This window comes from Alteromonas macleodii, from assembly GCF_903772925.1.
GTDB lineage: Bacteria > Pseudomonadota > Gammaproteobacteria > Enterobacterales > Alteromonadaceae > Alteromonas > Alteromonas macleodii_A.
This window is the reverse complement of sequence record NZ_LR812090.1, coordinates 4,097,707-4,116,491: the sequence shown is the minus strand read 5'-3', so window position 1 is coordinate 4,116,491 and position 18,785 is coordinate 4,097,707. Positions and strand designations below refer to the sequence as shown.

15 protein-coding genes are annotated in these 18,785 nt (G+C 44.6%); 8 read left to right on the top strand and 7 right to left on the bottom strand.

All coding sequences use genetic code 11. The features are described from left to right. Positions 1-108: 108 nt before the first annotated feature. From PCAR9_RS17655 to ubiD, 3 genes are all read right to left on the bottom strand, one after another. Positions 109-1,521 (bottom strand): M28 family metallopeptidase, encoded by a 1,413-nt coding sequence (locus PCAR9_RS17655; RefSeq protein WP_179984731.1) that lies wholly within the window; start codon positions 1,519-1,521, stop codon positions 109-111. Between the two features lie 310 nt (positions 1,522-1,831). Next, positions 1,832-2,527: an NAD(P)H-flavin reductase gene (gene fre, locus PCAR9_RS17650; protein ID WP_179984730.1), complete on the bottom strand. Its 696-nt coding sequence runs from the start codon at positions 2,525-2,527 to the stop codon at positions 1,832-1,834. Between the two features lie 97 nt (positions 2,528-2,624). Beyond that, a complete protein-coding gene (ubiD, locus tag PCAR9_RS17645; RefSeq protein WP_179984729.1) occupies positions 2,625-4,091 on the bottom strand; it encodes a 4-hydroxy-3-polyprenylbenzoate decarboxylase in 1,467 nt (488 codons plus the stop codon). Between the two features lie 295 nt (positions 4,092-4,386). Here ubiD and PCAR9_RS17640 point away from each other — a divergent pair, with 295 nt between their 5' ends. Then, positions 4,387-4,638 carry a TIGR02647 family protein gene (locus PCAR9_RS17640; RefSeq protein WP_179984728.1) on the top strand — a complete coding sequence of 84 codons (252 nt, stop codon included), beginning with the start codon at positions 4,387-4,389 and terminating at the stop codon, positions 4,636-4,638. 161 nt (positions 4,639-4,799) lie between these two features. After that, positions 4,800-5,444 (top strand): tetratricopeptide repeat protein, encoded by a 645-nt coding sequence (locus PCAR9_RS17635; protein WP_179984727.1) that lies wholly within the window; start codon positions 4,800-4,802, stop codon positions 5,442-5,444. A gap of 59 nt (positions 5,445-5,503) precedes the next feature. On the opposite strand, the gene PCAR9_RS17630 is transcribed toward PCAR9_RS17635, so the two are convergent. Beyond that, positions 5,504-6,073: a cytochrome b/b6 domain-containing protein gene (locus PCAR9_RS17630; RefSeq protein ID WP_179984726.1), complete on the bottom strand. Its 570-nt coding sequence runs from the start codon at positions 6,071-6,073 to the stop codon at positions 5,504-5,506. Positions 6,074-6,174: 101 nt separating this feature from the next. Next, on the bottom strand, positions 6,175-6,456 hold the full coding sequence (locus PCAR9_RS17625) for a PepSY domain-containing protein (RefSeq protein ID WP_014950922.1): 282 nt from the start codon (positions 6,454-6,456) through the stop codon (positions 6,175-6,177). 311 nt (positions 6,457-6,767) lie between these two features. Between PCAR9_RS17625 and PCAR9_RS17620 the strand changes: the two genes are divergently transcribed. Continuing rightward, positions 6,768-9,131 carry a TonB-dependent receptor gene (locus PCAR9_RS17620; RefSeq protein ID WP_179984725.1) on the top strand — a complete coding sequence of 788 codons (2,364 nt, stop codon included), beginning with the start codon at positions 6,768-6,770 and terminating at the stop codon, positions 9,129-9,131. A gap of 63 nt (positions 9,132-9,194) precedes the next feature. On the opposite strand, the gene PCAR9_RS17615 is transcribed toward PCAR9_RS17620, so the two are convergent. Beyond that, a complete protein-coding gene (locus PCAR9_RS17615) occupies positions 9,195-10,895 on the bottom strand; it encodes an alkaline phosphatase D family protein (RefSeq protein ID WP_179984724.1) in 1,701 nt (566 codons plus the stop codon). 235 nt (positions 10,896-11,130) lie between these two features. On the opposite strand from PCAR9_RS17615, the gene PCAR9_RS17610 reads away from it, so the two are divergent. From PCAR9_RS17610 to rlmB, 4 genes are all read left to right on the top strand, one after another. Next, positions 11,131-11,418, top strand: a complete 288-nt coding sequence (locus PCAR9_RS17610) for a hypothetical protein (RefSeq protein WP_179984723.1) — start codon at positions 11,131-11,133, stop codon at positions 11,416-11,418. Then, positions 11,415-11,774: a HigA family addiction module antitoxin gene (locus tag PCAR9_RS17605; protein WP_136783361.1), complete on the top strand. Its 360-nt coding sequence runs from the start codon at positions 11,415-11,417 to the stop codon at positions 11,772-11,774. The genes PCAR9_RS17610 and PCAR9_RS17605 overlap by 4 nt, the downstream gene beginning before the upstream one ends. Before the next feature lie 323 nt (positions 11,775-12,097). Beyond that, entirely contained in the window at positions 12,098-14,515 is a 2,418-nt protein-coding gene (rnr, locus tag PCAR9_RS17600; protein WP_179984722.1) for a ribonuclease R, read from the top strand. Then, on the top strand, positions 14,516-15,256 hold the full coding sequence (rlmB, locus tag PCAR9_RS17595; protein WP_179984721.1) for a 23S rRNA (guanosine(2251)-2'-O)-methyltransferase RlmB: 741 nt from the start codon (positions 14,516-14,518) through the stop codon (positions 15,254-15,256). A gap of 222 nt (positions 15,257-15,478) precedes the next feature. Here the strand turns inward: rlmB and PCAR9_RS17590 are convergent, their stop codons facing one another. Continuing rightward, a complete protein-coding gene (locus PCAR9_RS17590) occupies positions 15,479-16,123 on the bottom strand; it encodes an Abi family protein (protein WP_179984720.1) in 645 nt (214 codons plus the stop codon). 808 nt (positions 16,124-16,931) lie between these two features. On the opposite strand from PCAR9_RS17590, the gene PCAR9_RS17585 reads away from it, so the two are divergent. Beyond that, positions 16,932-18,620, top strand: coding sequence for a S8 family serine peptidase (locus PCAR9_RS17585; protein ID WP_179984719.1), 1,689 nt, complete (start codon positions 16,932-16,934; stop codon positions 18,618-18,620). The last annotated feature ends 165 nt before the right edge of the window (positions 18,621-18,785 follow it).

Below are 18,785 nucleotides of genomic sequence, written 5' to 3'. Positions count from 1 at the left end.
AAGCCAGTTTCATTACCAACTTAACGTCACAAACTTGTTTGGATGAGTGATTGGGTGCGTGCTTGGGTGCGTATAGGTACGCTGAAAATAAACGCTCAATATAAACGCTTATTCTCCAAAGCTTCCCGCGGGACCTGGATAAACCACAACGCTTTCAACACCGTCTTTATTCACGCTGGCAACGCCAAAAAAGTAGTTGTCGATAACGACGTTCTCAAGCATGGCTTCGGTCACATTGCCCACATACTTACTATATTCCCACTGCGGCGCATCAGTATGCCGCCAATATACTTTGAATCCTTTAAGCTGAGGGTTCTCTTTAGCATCTAACGCATCCCACTTCAAAAAAGTTGAAGGCTGAACAGCGCCGGCAATTTGTACGTTTGCAGGTGGGTTCGGTGCCCACGCCATTGCTGCAAGAGAAACAGCGTTTAAACCGGTAAGCTTAGCTGCGTAATCAAAGTTAACGCCATCTAAAGTATCACCATAGGCAATACCGTCTTCTACGCGAAGGTCTTGGTGCTGACGGGTGTAGTTTTCGTTAGTTTCCATAATACGTATACCCGGATAGCCCAAGTCGTTAAACGGGCGATGGTGACCACCACGGCCAAAGCGGTCTAGGCGATAAATCACCATAGTGTCTAAATTTTCAATGTATTTATCGGCGATTTTATCGATATAGCGGGCAAGGTTTCGGCTTGGCGAGTCTACTTCACCACCGGTGAAGCGGCGCATGCGAGCTTCATCATCTGTTTCTGTTACGCGTGTACCTTCGGCAAATAAGCGAGCGGTGGTGTTGTTGATCACACCGTTTACCCCTTCAATGTTGCCTATCATGTCATTGTTTAGAACCGCTTTAATTCGCCAGCCGTCTTTTTGGGCTTGGTTTGCCATAATACGTCCGCCGAAAAGCCCTTGCTCTTCACCAGATAAAGCGGCATAGACGATACTGCCGTTAAACTTGTACTTTGATAATACTCGCGCTGCTTCAAGAGTACCTGCAACACCAGAGGCGTTGTCGTTGGCACCCGGTGAATCAGAGGTGAAATCCATCACATCAGACACTCGTGAATCAATATCGCCGGACATGATTACGTAGCGGTCTGGGTCAGTAGTACCACGCTGGATAGCAATAACGCTGACCACTTCCACTGGGTCTGGAATACGTTTCTCACCACTAATCACTTCTGATTGGTAGTACACTTCTAAGCAACCACCGCACTCAGCTGAAATTTTATCAAATTCAGATTTAATCCAGCGGCGCGCAGCGCCTATACCACGTGTATCAGACTCGGTTTCAGAAAGGGTATGGCGAGTGCCAAAATTGACCAGCTTAGTAATGTCTTTTTCGATATTTTCAGCAGAAACGCTCTCAGCGATATCATAAAGGGATTGCTGCTGCTCGCTTTGTGCGTATGCAGTGAAAGATGCAGTGCTACTTAATAATATGGCAGAGGCCAGCAGACTATTTTTTCTCATTTTGGCGCTTATGTTAGCGAGTGCGGATAGGTTTTTTATCATTGTTCTCTCCAGTATTTATCTTTTCACCATAACCAATACGTGGCTTAGCTACAATTGGAGTAAACGATTTAAACTAGCCAACTGTCGCAAGCTTAAAACTATCTATTCTTTACTTTCTGATAAAAAGTAAAGATGGTAGTGTGATAAATGAACAGTTGAGAGGTGTGGAGATTAAATAACAGTAGCTAAAGTTAGTATGAAACGGCAGATAACGCTACCCGCAGAGTTATGTAGCATTGCAAATATACATAATAAAACGCCAACGACGATTCGATGGCGATAGGTTTTAACAAGCCCTTATGTAATTGGCTTAAATAAACGCGAACGCGTCGCCAAACAAGTTCTCAACTTTTAAGCCGCGCTGAGTAAAATCGTCGCGCACGACTTTTGCCATTTCGAAGCGGCCGGCAACATATACTTGAACGTTCGCAAAGTCAGCGTGATCAGCCATTACTGCGTGATGCACCCAGCCCGTTCTGCCTTTCCACTCATCACATGCAAACTCAACAACCGGCACAAAAGTGAAGTGCTCATTTGCTTCAGCAAGCGCTGTTAGCTCATCGGCTAAATACAAATCAGCCGTGTGTTTTCCACCCCAATAAAGGGTAAGTGGTGTTTTATCACCGCTGTTAAGGTGCTCTTGCAGAATTGAGTAGGTATACGAGAAGCCTGTACCACCAGCAATAAGCACCATAGGCAGGCCATTACTTTGCAAAAAGGCATTGCCATTACCCACATTTACGGTAATTTCGCCATCTGCACGCATGCGCTCTAGTACTTCACCGGCGTAGCTGTTGCCAGGCTCTGCACCAATGTGTAATTCAATGCGGCTATTATCGAAGGCGGCATTAGCAATAGAAAATGGGCGCATATCTTTTTCGCCCATTACCACCATAGCGTACTGACCCGCCTTAAACTTAACAGGGCTTTCTGGCGTTAATTCAACTTTTTGAACCACTTCGGTTAAAGGCGTGATGCTTGCAACCTTACACTTAATCTCTGACATGTATTCTCTTTAAACCTTCTTGCTAGCGTGTCGCCTTTTTATGCGCTTTAAGACAAGCGCATGCTCAATACAAAATAAATAGCACTAAAAATAGTCGCTACATAATACCAAGACTGTCCCAAATATCATCAACCCGTTTTTTAACGTCTTCGTCCATCACAATGGGTACGCCCCATTCACGGTCGGTTTCGCCCGGCATCTTGTTTGTCGCGTCCATGCCCATTTTAGAGCCCAGCCCTGAAACCGGTGACGCAAAGTCCAAGTAATCGATAGGTGTATTCTCTATCATCACTGTGTCGCGGGCGGGGTCCATACGGGTAGTGATGGCCCAGATAACATCGTTCCAGTCGCGCGCGTTAACGTCGTCATCGCACACTATCACAAATTTCGTGTACATGAACTGTCGTAAGAAAGACCACACCCCCATCATCACTCGTTTAGCGTGACCCGGGTACTGTTTCTTCATGGTAACTACCGCCATACGATAAGAACAACCTTCTGGCGGCAAATAGAAGTCGACAATTTCTGGGAATTGCTTTTGTAAAATTGGCACAAACACTTCGTTTAGGGCGACACCTAAAATGGCTGGCTCATCGGGTGGACGACCTGTATAGGTAGAATGATAAATAGGATCTTTGCGATGGGTTATATGGGTAACGGTAAACACAGGGAAGTCGTCGACTTCATTGTAATACCCCGTGTGATCGCCATAAGGGCCTTCAGGCGCAGTTTCATCCTGAGCAATATAGCCTTCAAGCACTATTTCTGCGCTGGCAGGAACTTGCAAATCGTTACTAATAGACTTAACTACTTCGGTTTTATCACCGCGCAGTAGGCCTGCAAAAGCATATTCTGAAAGTGTATCCGGTACAGGAGTAACCGCGCCTAAGATTGTGGCTGGATCTGCACCAAGTGCCACAGAGACAGGGTAAGGCTCGCCCGGGTGGGTTTGACACCACTCTCGGAAATCAAGGGCGCCACCACGGTGTGATAGCCAGCGCATAATGAGTTTGTTTTTGCCAATAACCTGCTGTCGGTAAATACCCAAATTCTGGCGCTTTTTGTGTGGTCCTTTCGTAACGCTTAACCCCCAGGTTACCAAAGGTGCAGCGTCTCCAGGCCAGCAGCGCTGCACAGGAATTTTTGATAAGTCTACATCGTCACCGGTAAGCACCACTTCCTGACAAGGGGCTTTTTTTAACACTTTAGCAGGCATGTTCAGCACCTGTTTAAACACAGGTAACTTTTCCCAAAGATCTTTAAGCCCTTTTGGTGGCTCAGGCTCTTTTAAATAAGCCAGTAGTTTGCCCACTTCGCGCAGCGCTTCAACAGAGTCTTGCCCCATGCCCATCGCTACGCGTTCTGGCGTACCAAATAAATTGGCCAGTACCGGCATATCGTGGTTTTTAGGGTTTTCAAACAACAGCGCAGGGCCGCCAGCACGCAAAGTCCTATCGGCAATTTCTGTCATTTCAAGGTCAGTATCAATGGGCTGGCTAATGCGCACCAACTCGCCTTTTGCTTCAAGTTGGCGAATAAAGTCGCGTAAATCTTTGTACTTCATCTGTTTGGCGTATCCACACACGTTATTTATGGCAAGAATATACCATTTTCCAACAAAGTCCGATCAGTTAGCGGTGTGAAACCAACATTAAACGTTCTACAGACAAATTAACCTTTACAGTGACGCTATTTAGGTGTGATATAGCAATATGTTATGAATTTTAACAATTACGGGCCAATAACACATGGCGTGCGTATTCTCACTTTAGCTCTTTTATTTTAGTGCTTTGCGATAACACGCTGCAGCAATGTGCGTATTAAAACCTTAATAACCCTTTTTTGCCTAAGGTGGTTACATGAGTTCATTCGATCAGGACATGCTAGACGAGTTAAATTTGCTAATGAAATTTCCTGCAGACAGTCTGCTTCAGGGGCTGAAAATCCATCACGATGCCAGTCAAAGTATGGTGAACGCGGCGTCCAGGCTGTACTCGAAAGGCTTAATTACCCAGCCTGACGGTGGATACTTAACTGATTTAGGTATTGATTTAGCCGACCATGCCCGCCATATCCAATCCGCCATGTGCCCGCGAAAAAGTAGTCATTAGCCCAAACGCTTTTTGCTATATCTTTTAACCAAGAGGCTAAAGTGGAAAATGCTTTGGCCGCTTGTGACTATTTACGTAAAGAAAAGCGTCTATTGGTTAAGTTAATCTATAATAGGTCGATAACTAAACTAAGTTTGCGTTATCAACATTTTTGCTTAGCTATGAAACGAATTATATCTACTGCTTTATTAATCTGTGCCTCCGTAGCGGGGTTTTCTGCTCATGCGCTTGAAGGTGAGACGATAGAAGAGCTTCGTGCAGTTCAGCTATACAGCCAAGACGCGCTCATCGACATGATTAACGCGAATACTCACCTAGATAAAGTGGTAGCAGACAGGTGTCAGCTTGTTCAAGACATTGAAGCTCGCGCTGATGTGTTAAAAATTCCAGCCTACCAATTTTTATGGGGCGATATGCTGGCGTGGGGTGTGTGCGTAGATGCTGAACCTGCTCGTGGTATTGGTTATATGGAAGATGCAGCAAATCAAGGTTTGCCTGCGGCACTAGAGCAGCTTGGGCGTTACTATGCAAAGGGCACGCTTGTACAACAAGATAAATCTCGCGCAGTGGTGTACTTACGAGAAGCCGCGGCACTTAAAAACCTAAAAGCGCAGCTTCGTTTGGTCGAGTTGTTTTTAGAAGGTCACGGCAGTCCTTACGACTATGAAGATGCGTATCACTGGCTGTATAACTCGGTGACCAATGATAAGAAACAGCACCAGCAAATAGCGTCATACCTCGCTCGCTTAGAAAAACTTATGCATCCCAAAGCGGTGCGTGAAGCAAAGCGACCTTTAGATAGCTAAATACTACCAGTACGTAATAGATAGCAAACGCCTAAATGATTAAGATAGTTTGCGGGGGCTTAGCGCTTCCGCCAGCCTGTGAGCATAGGGCGAACTAACTGAATATTTCCCATATATTGCACAGCAAACACTGCAGCGACATGCACTAGCACACATGCGTAAAGCACATCGGCCATAATGCTGTGTATCCATTCCAGCGTACTATTGCCAAACATGGCATCTATTTCTTCCATCATAAAACCGGTAACACCTAAACCCAGCAGTAACGTGATAACGGCCATTATCATTAGCCAGCCGAAAGGGTTGTGCCCATGGTGAGTGGGAATTTTTTTTTGTTTTACGTGTTGAATATGTTCAGTGAAGGCTTGTTGATGCAATGACACGTTAGAAAAGCTTGCGTATTCAGTAGCAACCTTTTTACTAGCTTCGAATTTGGTGGATAAAATGCCCCAGCAAATCCTTGTTAATATAAGTGCTACCGCGATGTAACCAGCTATTTCATGATAAAGGCGACCTGGCTCCACAATAAAATAGTTGGTCACAAAGGTAGCGACAAGGCCCCAGTGGCACAAGCGCACTACCCAATCCCAAATATAAATATCCGAAGGCGTATCTTTAGGTCTGTACATTACACAACTTTCTTAAGGTAAAACAAAAACGCTGCAATAGTTTGCAGCGTTTTTATCAAGTATTAAAGCAAACGATCTATGAGTCGTTTGCTAAAACACACCTAGTGCATTTCTTTTTTAACAATGCTGCCATCAACAGGGTTAAAGTAAATTTCTACTTTGTTTTCTTCTTTGTCGAAGCCGTAGATTTCGTAACAGTTGCCACCAGTCACTTTAAACTCGTTAATTTTGTAGCCTTGCGCTAATAGCTGAGCCTGAAACGCATCTTGGTTCTGCCATTCAGCTTCAGGTGCAGTCGTACACTGCGTAGTGCCATGCTCTGCACTACAAGCACTTAATAGGGTCGCAGCACCAATAGCCGTAGCCATCATTAATTTTTTCATTGCAGTCTCCATTTCGCTTTTTAGTTAAAAGTTATTTTTGTCCTACGTGGAATGAGTGTACTTAGTTTGCTCTATGATTCAAAGGGGCGTTTTTTGTTATGCCATTTATCGCGGCGTAGATTTTTCGAATGGCATACAACTGTCACAAAATTGCCTTTCATTTGTAACCTTTACTTCATCGAACCGTCTCAAAAGCGCTCTACATTCTTGTGCTTCGATAATTCTAAAAGGTAAGCAATGTCGCCAATCTATCGGCGAAATGCTTATAAAAATACATAAATACCCTTTAAGCACACGAAAGGAATGATTTAATGCGCCCTCTGTATCCACGTCCCGTTTGTTCACGCTCTTTGCTTGCCACAACAATTGCGTTTGCTTTATCAAGCGCAGCAATTGCACAAGAATTAGCGCCCGACACTGAAAGCGAAAATGACTATATAGAAGAGATTACGGTAACCGCCCAAATGCGAGAGCAGTCTGTAATGGATGTGCCCGTTACTATGGATGTTATAGGCAGCGAGTTTCTAGAGCGCACCAATATTATGGAGCTTGATGAGCTATCTCGTATTTTGCCTAACGTTCAAATTCAGGAACAGGCGGTAAGCTTACCTTCTTTTAATATTCGCGGTGTCACCGATGATGTGTCGTCAGTGTCGGCAACGCCTCGCATATCGGTATATCAAGATGGCTTTGATATTAGTAAGAAAACCGTAGCCAGTGTGGCGCTTTACGATATTGCCCGCGTAGAGGTTTTAAAAGGCCCACAGCCAACCCTATTTGGTGTGGCGGCAGCCAATGGCGCGGTAAGCATTCACTCCAATCTTCCTACCTTTGAGCAAGAGGGCAAAGTGCAGGTTGGCTATAACTCAGAGCAAGGCCAAGAAGTGGAGTTTATGTATAACCAGCCAATTAACGACAACCACAGTTTCCGTATTGCTGGGCTTTACCGAGAAATGGATGGCATTGTTGAAAATAATGCCTGTAGTGCTGACTCCTACTATGGTAATGCAAGCATGTACAACCATTTAGGTGAAGAGGTACCGTGCAATAGCGAAGATCTTCAGGGGGTATCGGTGCAAGCACTTCGCGGAACCTGGCTTGCAAGCTATGAAAATCTAGAAGTTATTGCTCGTGCGGCAATGGAATACAACGACCAGCCGGGTATCGCGTTTAAATCTGGCTCTATCGCACCAAATGGCGGAGATACTAGCCCTTTCACCGATGCTGAGTTCAGCTTGGGCAGTGAGTTAGGTATTGAGCGTACACTTCAATCCTATGATTTAACCGTAAACTACGATTTCAACCAAATGCTTAGCCTACACGCCGATGCCTATTATAAAGATGTAGAAGTAAGTGAAGGTTTTGATGCAGATGGTTCTGCCCTTCGTATTCAAGACGCTTATTTTGATAACGACGCTACGCTTCAAGGCGCATCAATGCGTTTGGTGTATGACTCTGGTGATAAGCTAGCGGCGTTTGTAGGCGCGTCTATTACTCAAGACGATTCTATTTTGCCTTACTATGTGATGGTAGACCCATTTATACGCGGTACTTTCGATGCAGTAAGAGCGCAGCTTGAGGCCAATTCCAACATTCCACTTAACCAAAATATAGCTACCGATGCGTCGTTAGAAGACATTGAAGCGCTGCGTGCCATGTTAGTGTCGCAGCTATTTAATGCCGATGGCTCACCTATTTCTAACCCAGCGCTACCGCCTATTTTGATACAAGGGCCGTTCACCTTTGAAGCTGAGCTAGACATAGCGTCTTATGTTGCTGAAGTATCTTATTATGTAACCGACGATATAAATGTTACGGCTGGCGTTCGCTACATTGATGAAACCCGCTATACGCGTAATACCTTTACCACTGCAGACGGTGTGTTCACGTTCGATGCCGAGCGAGACTTTGACGATACATTGCCACGCTTCGCAGTAAGCTACGATGTAAACAACAACTGGAACTTATATGCGAACTACGCCAAAGGCCGTCGTTCACCGGTTGTGGATGCTAATGCGGGTGGCGTTAACGTCACCAAGCCTGAAATAGTAGACAGCTACGATTTGGGTGTTAAGTATCAAAGCGCCAACTTCCTGTTCTCGGGAGCCATTTTTACCTACGAGTACAGCGATTATCAGCAAAGCTTTACCGACGCAGAAACCTTGCAGTCGATTACTGTAACTGTAGGTGATTCGACCATGTCGGGTATTGAAGGCATGGCAACTTATAACTACAGTGAAACGCTGACGCTAACAGCAAGCCTCGGTTTCCTTGATGCTGAATTTGCAGACAATACAGCTGATGGTTCTGAGTTCCAGTACGGCGGCAATAAGTTCCGCTTAGCGCCAGAGGTTAGCGGCGCGATAAACATCAATAAATTGTTTAACATGAACAACTTCGACATTGATGTTAACTGGCTAACCAGCTTCCAGTCTGAGGTGTTCTTTGAAAGCAGTAATTATCCTGGCCTTTCTCAGGATACTTACTCACTGACCGATGTATCGGTGAAGCTGCTTCAAGACAACAGCAAGTTTGCCTACGAGTTTTACGTGAACAACCTGTTTGATAAAGAGTTCTTAATTGATGCAGGTAATACAGGCGGCGGTTTAGGTATTCCTACCTTCGTACGAGGCATGCCACGCATTGCTGGTGTGCGTGTTTACTACGAGTTCTAGAAGTAGTTACAAATTAAGGCGCTTAACTTGGTTAAGCGCCTTAATCTAAATAAATACCAATTACTACGCGTTTATCTCATAGCTATGCGTGTTAACCACTTTTCCAGCCTTGGTTAAAATCGCATCCACATAATGCCACGTTGCTTTTGCGTTATCTTGGCTAACGGTCAATGTCATAAAACCGCGCTGGTGAAGATTGCAGTACTGCAAATCTTCAATTAGAAGCGGAAGATCGTCGGCAAGCGTTTCTGCCATTTCATCATCCATGCTTAAGTAATGTTCCATACCTGGCGACGTTACGCCTGGTGTAGCAAGCTCAACGCCCACTTCTGTGCCATCTTTCAGGGTTAACTTATTGTGCCAAGCGTTATGTGTGTCACCAGCAAGGGCAATAACTGGCTTGCCGATGGATTTTAGCTGCATCAGAACTTGTTCCCGTTCAACGGGATAGCCGTCCCATGCGTCTAAGTTGTAAGGCATTACGGTATTGATAAGCGCAAGCTCTTGCTCGCTAAGTTCGCCACCTTGCATTTGTTTGCGTTTAATATTCGCCAGCTTGTGAACGTGAGCAGGAATTTCTTTTCGTTCAACGCCGTTAAAAATTGATACAGGGAAAAGCATGCGGCCAATTAATAGCTGCTGGCCTAATACCTGCCATTTAGCCTGACTTTGCTGCATAGATGAATGTAGCCAGTTACGTTGGGTTTCACCTAAAAGCCCACGACTAGGATTACTGATATCTTTCATAAAGCCAGCTTGGTCAAACGCTTTTGTTTCAGCATCGCGATAGTCACCGTATTCAAGCTGTTTGTCACGGGCAAGAACGCGGGTGTCGAGCATGTATAAGTCAAGAAGCTTACCAAAGGTAAATTGGCGATAAATCTCTAAACGCTCTGTGCCAAACGGTGGGCGTATAGGTAGCCACTCATAATAAGCTTGCACGGCCGCAGCGCGGCGTTCATAAAAATCACCTTCATCGGCTTGATGATTTTCCGCGCCGTCTTTATAGGTGTCGTTAGTAATTTCATGATCATCCCACACGACGATAAATGGCTTATTTTGATGCAACGACAGCAAACCTTCGTCCGTGCGGTATAGCGCATAGCGATTGCGATAGTCGGTCAGCGTATAAAGCTCGGTATCGTTATCAGGTGCGTAAGTTCGGCCAATCTCTTTTGCATGCTCTGTCGCATAACCCTTGCCATCGTACTCATAAATGTAGTCACCGAGGTGTAACACATAATCGATGTTTTCGTTTTTCGCTGCTTCCATGTAAGGCGTGAAAAAGCCAGCAGGGTAGTTAGAACAAGAAAATATGCCGAACGTAACGTCAGACACATCGGCTTTAGGCAGTGTGCGGGTTTCGCCTACCGGGCTTGTATTATCAGCGCTTTTAAAACGGTAAAAATAGCGGCGAGCGGGACTAAGGCCTGTTACGTCTACCTTTACGGTAAAATCATGGTTTGCTTTCGCTTCAACAATGCCGCTGCTTACTATGTCAGTAAAGTCGGCATCGCTCGCCATTTCCCATAAAATATCGGCTTTGGCTAAACCTGAGCCTGAATTTGTTGTCGGCACGGCGCGTGTCCAAATAATAACGGCGTCTTTTAAGGGGTCTCCACTAGCCACACCATGAGTAAAGGTAGCGTTTGTTTGCGGTTGGCTATTTGCTGAAGTGCTAACGGTACAGCCCGCTAGCCCTGTAGACACTGCCACGCTCGCGCCTGCGAATGACGACAGCTTTATAAACGTTCTTCTATCCATATGCCTGCTCTTTATAAGTTTGTAAGGTAACTGGTGATGTCATCGTTTTGTTGAACGCTCATGCAACAAAAACGAAAACCCATTTTTATACTGAGTGTTTATGACATAGAGATGTCAGGTTGCGCCAAATCGAGACCAGGACTTTAGATCGAAGTTGCTGCATTGATAACTGGGTAAAATGTGTACATGTTTTTGAGAAAAAATTACCTCTATGGTAATCTTAATTGGAGTTCCATTGGCAATAATAAGTTTTGTCCACGATAAGCTCCTTACAATGTGGCAGAGTGATGATGATGAATGGCTTCCTGTAGCATATCGTCACAAGGTTTGGGACGCGTTATTTGACTTAGATGCTGCATCACAAGTTTCAGATTTGATCGATATTGGTGCCATAAAAGCTGAAGGAAGCGCTCTTTGGTATGTAACGGTTACAGTTAATAACGTAGAACCGTGTGGAGCGGTAACATGTTTTTTTAGTGATGGCGATTGTTTCAGCCTTGATTACAGAGAATACAACCCATGAAACACAGTATGCACATAGGTATTGAATACAATAGTGACCGGGGCAAAGCACTAATCGATACTGGAGAGCGAGTATCAAGACCTGAACATCTAAAAAGGCCTCACCCTGGTGAAGTGTTTAAACGCAGGTGCATGTCAAAGTCATCGCTGAAGCAAAATGAGATTGCACAGTGTTTGAGTATCTCAACAAAACATTTATCAAGGTTTATTAACGGGCATACGAATTTAACCATTGAGCTTGCTCGTAAGCTCGAAGCTGTGAGCGGTATTAGTGCCCAAGCATGGATGCATTATCAGGTTGCATACGACCTATATAGAACCGCAAACAGCAAACCCAATTTAAAGTCAATCTACTAGCAAGTATCTCAGTTTACAAAATGGTTGCTGTAACTTTCATATGTGCTGACTTAGCAGCAAATTTTCTATTCTTCACTACTGAAAAACCGCTATTCAAAGTGGTAGACCCCCGCTCGTAGCAAAATAGTCTGCTAAACGTCGTAAGCCTAATAACACACAATCTTTTACTGCAAATACTGTTATACTGTGCAGCAAATAACCACATGAACCAAAAATGGTTTGTGTGTCTAAACAATCATATTTATGTTTTCTACAGGGCTTTGAAGAGCTAAGCCACAAACGAAAACACGTTGAACAAAATACGAAAGGTAAATTTAAAATACATGAGTGATGATCCGCATTATCAGCGCGAGAAAGAGAAGTACGAAAATCCGGTAGCCAGCCGCGAATATTTAATGAGTTTATTAAAAGAGCACGACAAGCCGTTGTCGTTTCTTGATATCTGTAACTTGGTAAACGCCTTCGACGAAGAAGCGCGAATTGGAATTCAGCGCCGACTACGTGCCATGGAGCGCGAAGGGCAGGTGCAATTCACTAAGCAGAAAAAGTACATACTTCAAAACCGTGATGAGCTCATAAAAGGCCGAATTATTGGTCACAGAGATGGTTACGGCTTCTTGCGTCCTGAAGATAAAAGCGGTGACTTATTTATTAGCGCGGGGCAAATGAATTTGTTCCTCCACGATGACGTGGTAGAAGCGCGTATTAGCGGCACCGACCGTCGCGGCAGAAAAGAAGCGTTTGTAACGCAAGTCATAGAGCCGCGCAGCGAGCCTATTGTTGGTCGTTATTTTGTTGAGCAAGGTTTTGGCATGGTAGTGCCAGACGACAGCCGTTTGCAGCACGAAATTGTCATTCCCCCAGAAAGCACTAACGGTGCTCGAATGGGGCAGGTGGTTGTGGTAGAGCTTACCCAGCGTCCACGCCGAAAAATGAGCCCAGTTGGCAAAATCGTAGAAGTACTTGGTGAGCATATGGCGCCAGGTATGGAAATAGAAATGGCTTTACGCACATTTGATATTCCGCACCAGTGGCCAAATGGCGTAACCAAGCAGGTGGAAAAACTTACCGATCAGGTGCCCGATGAAGCCAAAGAAGGTCGTATCGATTTGCGCCAGCTTCCCCTTGTTACTATAGACGGCGAAGACGCCCGCGACTTTGACGATGCAGTATATTGCGAGCCGTTAGATGATGGCGGTTGGCAACTATGGGTAGCCATAGCCGATGTAAGTCACTATGTAAGAACAGGCTCAGCGCTTGATGATGAAGCGCAGCAGCGCGGTAACTCGGTGTATTTCCCTGATCAAGTTATTCCAATGCTTCCAGAGGTATTGTCTAACGGTTTGTGTTCACTAAACCCTGAAGTAGACCGACTTTGCATGGTGTGTGAAATGACCATCAGCGCGAATGGTAAGCTGGAAGAATTCCAGTTTTACGAAGCGGTAATGAATTCACATGCCCGGTTAACTTACACCAAAGTGTGGAATATTCTTCAAGGAGACAAAGAGCTTCATCAGCGTTACGAGCCTCATGTACCTCACCTTCGCAATTTGCACGACCTTTATCGCGCGCTTAAAAAAGCCCGAGCCAAACGCGGGGCCATTGAGTTTGAAACTCAAGAAGTGAAGTTCGTTTTCAACGCCCAGCGCAAAATTGAAAATATCGTGCCTTTAGTGCGTAATGATGCGCATAAACTTATTGAAGAATGCATGATCATGGCAAACGTGAGTGCTGCTTTAATGTTAGAAAAGCACGAAGCGCCAGCCTTGTACCGAGTGCACGATAAGCCAGATGCAGACAGACTTACCGCTTTTACCAGCTACCTAAGTGAAATTGGTATCCCACATGCCATTGTAGAAGATGCTGAGCCAGCCGCGTTTACTGATGTGGTGCTTAAAACCCGTGGTCGAGTAGACGAAGAGCTTATTCAAACTATGCTGCTGCGCTCAATGAAGCAAGCGGTTTACGATGGCGAAAACGTAGGGCACTTTGGCTTGGCGTTAGAAGCTTACGCACACTTTACATCACCTATTCGTCGTTACCCTGATTTAGTGGTACACCGCGCGCTCAAAGGCATTATTGCTAAACAGCAGGGTAAAAAAGCGGTAAGCGGAGCTAAAAACTACACTGTTGAAGAAATTGAGCAGCTTGGTGAACAGTGTTCAATGACAGAACGCCGCGCTGATGATGCTACCCGCGACGTGGCCGACTGGCTTAAATGCGAATTCATGCTTGATCACGTAGGTGACACTTTTGAAGGTGTGGTGAGCTCGGTCACAAACTTTGGCTTATTTGTTCGTCTTACCGAATACCATATCGACGGCTTAGTGCATATAACCTCACTAGATGACGACTATTATCACTATGATGATGTGAAACAAGCGTTGGTAGGTGAATCGGGCCATCGACAGTTTAGACTGGGCGATACGGTAGAAGTGACCGTAGCAGCGGTTAACCTTGATGAAAGAAAGATTGATTTATTACTCGATAAGTCTATGCTGCGCAGCACTAAAGGCAAGAAGGTAAAAGTGAAGACAGCTAAAAAGTCTTCAGACAAACCTACTCGCTTTGATAACAAGCCCCGCTCTGGTAAAGACTCCCGTTCTGATAAGAAAGGGAAAAAAGGTAAAGGCGGCTCAAGCTCGTCTAGTCGAAGCGGTGGAAAATCGTCAAGTCGCGGCAGCGCAAAAGGCGGTAGCAGCGGCAAAACACTGTCATTGAATAAAAGAGGTAAGCGTTAAATGGCGCAGCAAGAATGGTTATACGGTTTACATGCCATGCAGTCGGTACTTGAAAAAGAGCCCGAGCGTGTAATGGAAGTGTGGGTTTTAAAAGGGCGTAACGATGAACGCTTGACCAACATTGTTAACCAGGCGCGCCGTTTCGGAATTTCAGTTCAGTTCAGCCAGCGTAAAGCGCTAGATGACAAAGTAAACGGCGAACAACACCAAGGCGTTGTTGCTAAAGCAAAACCTGCTCGCGTAATGGATGAAGCTGACCTTGATAAAATACTTGAACGAGAGTCGCAGCCGTTAATTTTGGTGTTAGACGGTATTACAGACCCTCATAATTTAGGTGCTTGCTTACGTACGGCTGACGGTGCGGGAGTGCACGCTGTAGTTGTACCTAAAGACAAGTCGGCAAGTTTAAACGGCACGGTACGAAAAGTAGCCTGCGGCGCAGCTGAAGTGATGCCGCTAATTCAAATTACAAACCTTGCCAGAACCTTGAAGCACCTTCAAGACAAAGGGCTCTGGATTGTGGGTACCGCCGGTGAAACCGATAAAACCCTTTATGATGTTGACCTGAAAGGCCCAACTGCTTTAGTAATGGGGGCAGAAGGTAAAGGTATGCGTCGACTAACGAAAGAAACCTGTGACGAGCTGGTTAAGTTACCCATGGCTGGTAGCGTTTCAAGTTTGAACGTGTCGGTAGCTACAGGTGTATGCCTGTACGAAATAGTGAGACAGCGTGGATTGTAATGCTCCCTAAGCGTTTGAGCGCGACGCGAGAGCGTTCAAAACAAGAAATGTTAAAGGCACGCAGAAAGATTGTTGCGCGCCTTTTTTCTTTTTAGAGTATTTACTTAATCTATGCAAACTGTGCTTGGTTGTCTGAAATAGCACTTTTGGTTGCGTCAACCGTTGCATATGGTTGCCAAGCAATAAGTTAGTAGCAATCCGTTGCTATCACGAGTATTTATATTAGAAAATAGGGTTGTTTAGTAGTTCTGTCGCTTTTTCTTGAGCTCTAAGCCAAGCGACGGTTTTCTTGCATCGCCATGACACGGCTTCTTCAATTAACGGCAGTAGCTGGGTTAATGTAGGCTGATTAAAAATAGGCTCATGGTGAGCAATTCTATTGCGTTGCTTCCTGATTATGTCGCAACCGTTTTTCAGTGTGTTTCGAATGGTAGATACTGTATTTTCCGTTGAGTTGGGAAAGACTTGTTTGATAAAAGGCTTCCAAATACGCCCCTCATGTCTTTTTGCCAGCATGTTTTCATACCAACTCAGTTTTAGCTCTGGCAAAAGTTTACCTACACCTTGATAATCTTGAGTTAGTCGTACTAAGTCTTGCTTGTCTTTGTAGGGCAATGAATTTTGGAATACGACGTTTGTTGGCCAGTCATCGCCGTAGCGCATTGATATAGCCTCCGAAACCGCATTCCTTAAAACGACTTCATATATGTGAAGCGGGAAGAACATCACGGAAGAAAGCTGTGCGTTCCATTCGTAGAGCTTAAGAGTTGTCGCAGTGCAGTCATTTCCTATTTTTTTTACTACCGCATTTCTAAACGTTGTTAATCGGCTCAGAGACAACGTATTTTCAATAGATTGGTACGGCACAAATCATTCCCTTTAATTAACCATTTGACAATTGGTGTTCGATTACTTACGATCTTAAGCGAGAGCTTTGGATATCCCTGCTTAAGCAGCCCACCAAAGACATAAGACTCGAACGAGCCTACGCTTATAGCGTGGGCTTTTTCATTTATAAATTAGCATATTATCTTTTAAGTAGTGATCTTTTTTACACCGCCATTGTATTGCCGCTGGGTGATAAGTATCTAAACCTTATGCCCGAACGCACAACAACTTCCTGGCTCGTCAACGCCAAACTAAATAATATACCTACTAACCAGTCTTGAAATATTGCATTGCTTAATGGCTCAGCCAATTAAAGAAAACCAGACCAAGAAATCTACAAATCACTACTGAATTCGTTTAATAAGAAAAGCTAAACAGGTGATTAATATTTTGTTACATCTCAAATTGTAATTTAAATGTTAACTATAGTTTTTTATTCCTACCATGAATTTGCTCGTAGAACACATCTGGCGTGCTTTTCGTCAAGTGTGATGTTTTTTTAAGTATTTTTAAAGGTATAAAAAATACTCACCAGGGTTAAGGCAACATACTCAACTGTTTGATTAGCCGCCTAATATGAGCTCTATAGCTAGCCTGCCTACCGCGGGTTAGCTATTAACCTGACAAACGGGTAGGTCGTTGCAACGCTGTTGCGTCGGTTGTCATGGATGAGCTTTTCGTATGAGGTAATGGTTATACCTGTATGTCATTTAATAACAAATAGCTTCAAAAGCACGGGTTAAAACAGTGCTGAAGTTAATAAGACAGATACAACAGGAAATAAATTTTGAACTCAAAATTGAATAAGAAACACACATGTCTGACAGCAGCTGCATTAGCTGTATCATTTGGTTTAATGACTAATTCTGCAATGGCAGCAGGCGAAGGTCTGGTAAAAGTTAAAGAAAAACCGCAAACCTTAAAACAAGCGCTAGGCAAAAAACTCACTGTTGACCGCCTTGTAACGGTGGATCAAGAGCGTTATATCATTAAGTTTAAAGACGAAATGATAAGCGAAACTGTAGAGGTCGCCAGTTCAAGCGATACGCTTACCAGCAGCAAAGCCAAATCTAAGGTTAAGTCTAAACTGAAAAACAAGAAGCCTTTCAGCATTGCTTCAGCTAAATCTGAAGTTAGAAAAGCCGGTGGTTCAATTAAGAAAGAGCTTAAGAAGCATAAAATGGTGGCGGCTACTATGAGTAAGTCTGCGCTAAACAAGCTTCGTAAAAACCCTAATGTAGAAAGTATTGAAGTAGATGTTCGCCGCAAGCCTATGGCGCAAACTACGCCTTACGGCTACACCATGGTACAAGCAAATCAGTTTGGTCAGTCAGATACTACAGCTCGCAAGGTATGTATCATTGATACGGGTTATAACCTAGGTCACCCAGATTTGCCTGGAACCAACGATGGTGTTACGGGTCAAGCAAACAATAGTGCTGTTGGTAACTGGTATAACGACGGTAATGGTCATGGTACTCACGTAGCAGGTACAATTGCGGCTTACGATAACAATGAAGGTGTTGTTGGCGTTTACCCTGGCGTGGATATGCATATTGTTAAAATCTTTAACGATAATGGCCAATGGACTTATGCATCTGACCTAATTGATGCAATTACTCAGTGTCAAGACGCGGGCTCAAACGTAGTTAACATGAGCTTAGGTGGCGGCAGTTCATCTACTACCGAACGAAATGCTATGCAGAGCTTTACTGATGCTGGCATGTTATTGGTAGCGGCTGCGGGTAACGATGGTAACAGTGCAAAGTCTTATCCTGCTTCTTACGATGCAGTAATGTCGGTTGCAGCGGTAGACTCAAACGAAAACCGCGCAAGCTACAGCCAATATAACGACCAAGTTGAAATTGCTGCGCCAGGAAGTGCAGTGCAATCTACTTACCCAACTAATACCTACGCGTCTTTAAGCGGCACATCAATGGCTACGCCACACGTGGCAGGTGGTGCTGCATTGGTGTGGAGCTACTTCCCGCAGTGTTCAAATAATCAAATACGTAATGCGCTAAATGCAACAGCCGAAGATAAAGGCAGTGCTGGACGCGATAACTTTTATGGCTATGGTTTGATGCAGTTAGCTGATGCGTATAACTACTTGAACACCAATGGCTGTGATGGAAGCGGCACAGGTGGTGGTGGCGGCTCTGAGCCTGGCGTAGAGCCAGTATCAGGTCAACTAACAGGCCTTTCAGGTACTCGCAGAAACTGGGATCGCTACACTTGGACTATTCCAGAAGGTGTAACGCAAATGACCATTCGTACCTCTGGTGGCTCAGGCGATGCTGATCTTTATGTGAAGTTTGGCTCACAACCAGAAACCAATAGCTACGATTGCCGTCCTTATCAAAACGGTAACAGCGAAGTATGTACATTTGATGCGCCAGCATCGGGTACTTGGCACATAGGTATCCGCGCGTATTCATCATACAGTGGTGTGACGCTTTCATACTCATATGAATAATTAACGCCATAACCAAACGATACTTTCAAAGCCTGCACTTGCAGGCTTTTTTATTTCTTTTCTACCAGCATTCATCAATAAATTCCTCATCGAGAGAGCTTCTACAAAAAGTTGCCGGCGGTTGCGAACTGTCAAGTTATACAAAGAAAAGTCAGCTTTGCAAAG

What these genes read in the sequence shown, in the direction of transcription:
- PCAR9_RS17655 (WP_179984731.1), bottom strand. Translation starts at nt 1,521, where the DNA reads ATGATAAAAAACCTATCCGCACTCGCTAACATAAGCGCCAAAATGAGA.
- fre (WP_179984730.1), bottom strand. Translation starts at nt 2,527, where the DNA reads ATGTCAGAGATTAAGTGTAAGGTTGCAAGCATCACGCCTTTAACCGAA.
- ubiD (WP_179984729.1), bottom strand. Translation starts at nt 4,091, where the DNA reads ATGAAGTACAAAGATTTACGCGACTTTATTCGCCAACTTGAAGCAAAA.
- PCAR9_RS17640 (WP_179984728.1), top strand. Translation starts at nt 4,387, where the DNA reads ATGAGTTCATTCGATCAGGACATGCTAGACGAGTTAAATTTGCTAATG.
- PCAR9_RS17635 (WP_179984727.1), top strand. Translation starts at nt 4,800, where the DNA reads ATGAAACGAATTATATCTACTGCTTTATTAATCTGTGCCTCCGTAGCG.
- PCAR9_RS17630 (WP_179984726.1), bottom strand. Translation starts at nt 6,073, where the DNA reads ATGTACAGACCTAAAGATACGCCTTCGGATATTTATATTTGGGATTGG.
- PCAR9_RS17625 (WP_014950922.1), bottom strand. Translation starts at nt 6,456, where the DNA reads ATGAAAAAATTAATGATGGCTACGGCTATTGGTGCTGCGACCCTATTA.
- PCAR9_RS17620 (WP_179984725.1), top strand. Translation starts at nt 6,768, where the DNA reads ATGCGCCCTCTGTATCCACGTCCCGTTTGTTCACGCTCTTTGCTTGCC.
- PCAR9_RS17615 (WP_179984724.1), bottom strand. Translation starts at nt 10,895, where the DNA reads ATGGATAGAAGAACGTTTATAAAGCTGTCGTCATTCGCAGGCGCGAGC.
- PCAR9_RS17605 (WP_136783361.1), top strand. Translation starts at nt 11,415, where the DNA reads ATGAAACACAGTATGCACATAGGTATTGAATACAATAGTGACCGGGGC.
- rnr (WP_179984722.1), top strand. Translation starts at nt 12,098, where the DNA reads ATGAGTGATGATCCGCATTATCAGCGCGAGAAAGAGAAGTACGAAAAT.
- rlmB (WP_179984721.1), top strand. Translation starts at nt 14,516, where the DNA reads ATGGCGCAGCAAGAATGGTTATACGGTTTACATGCCATGCAGTCGGTA.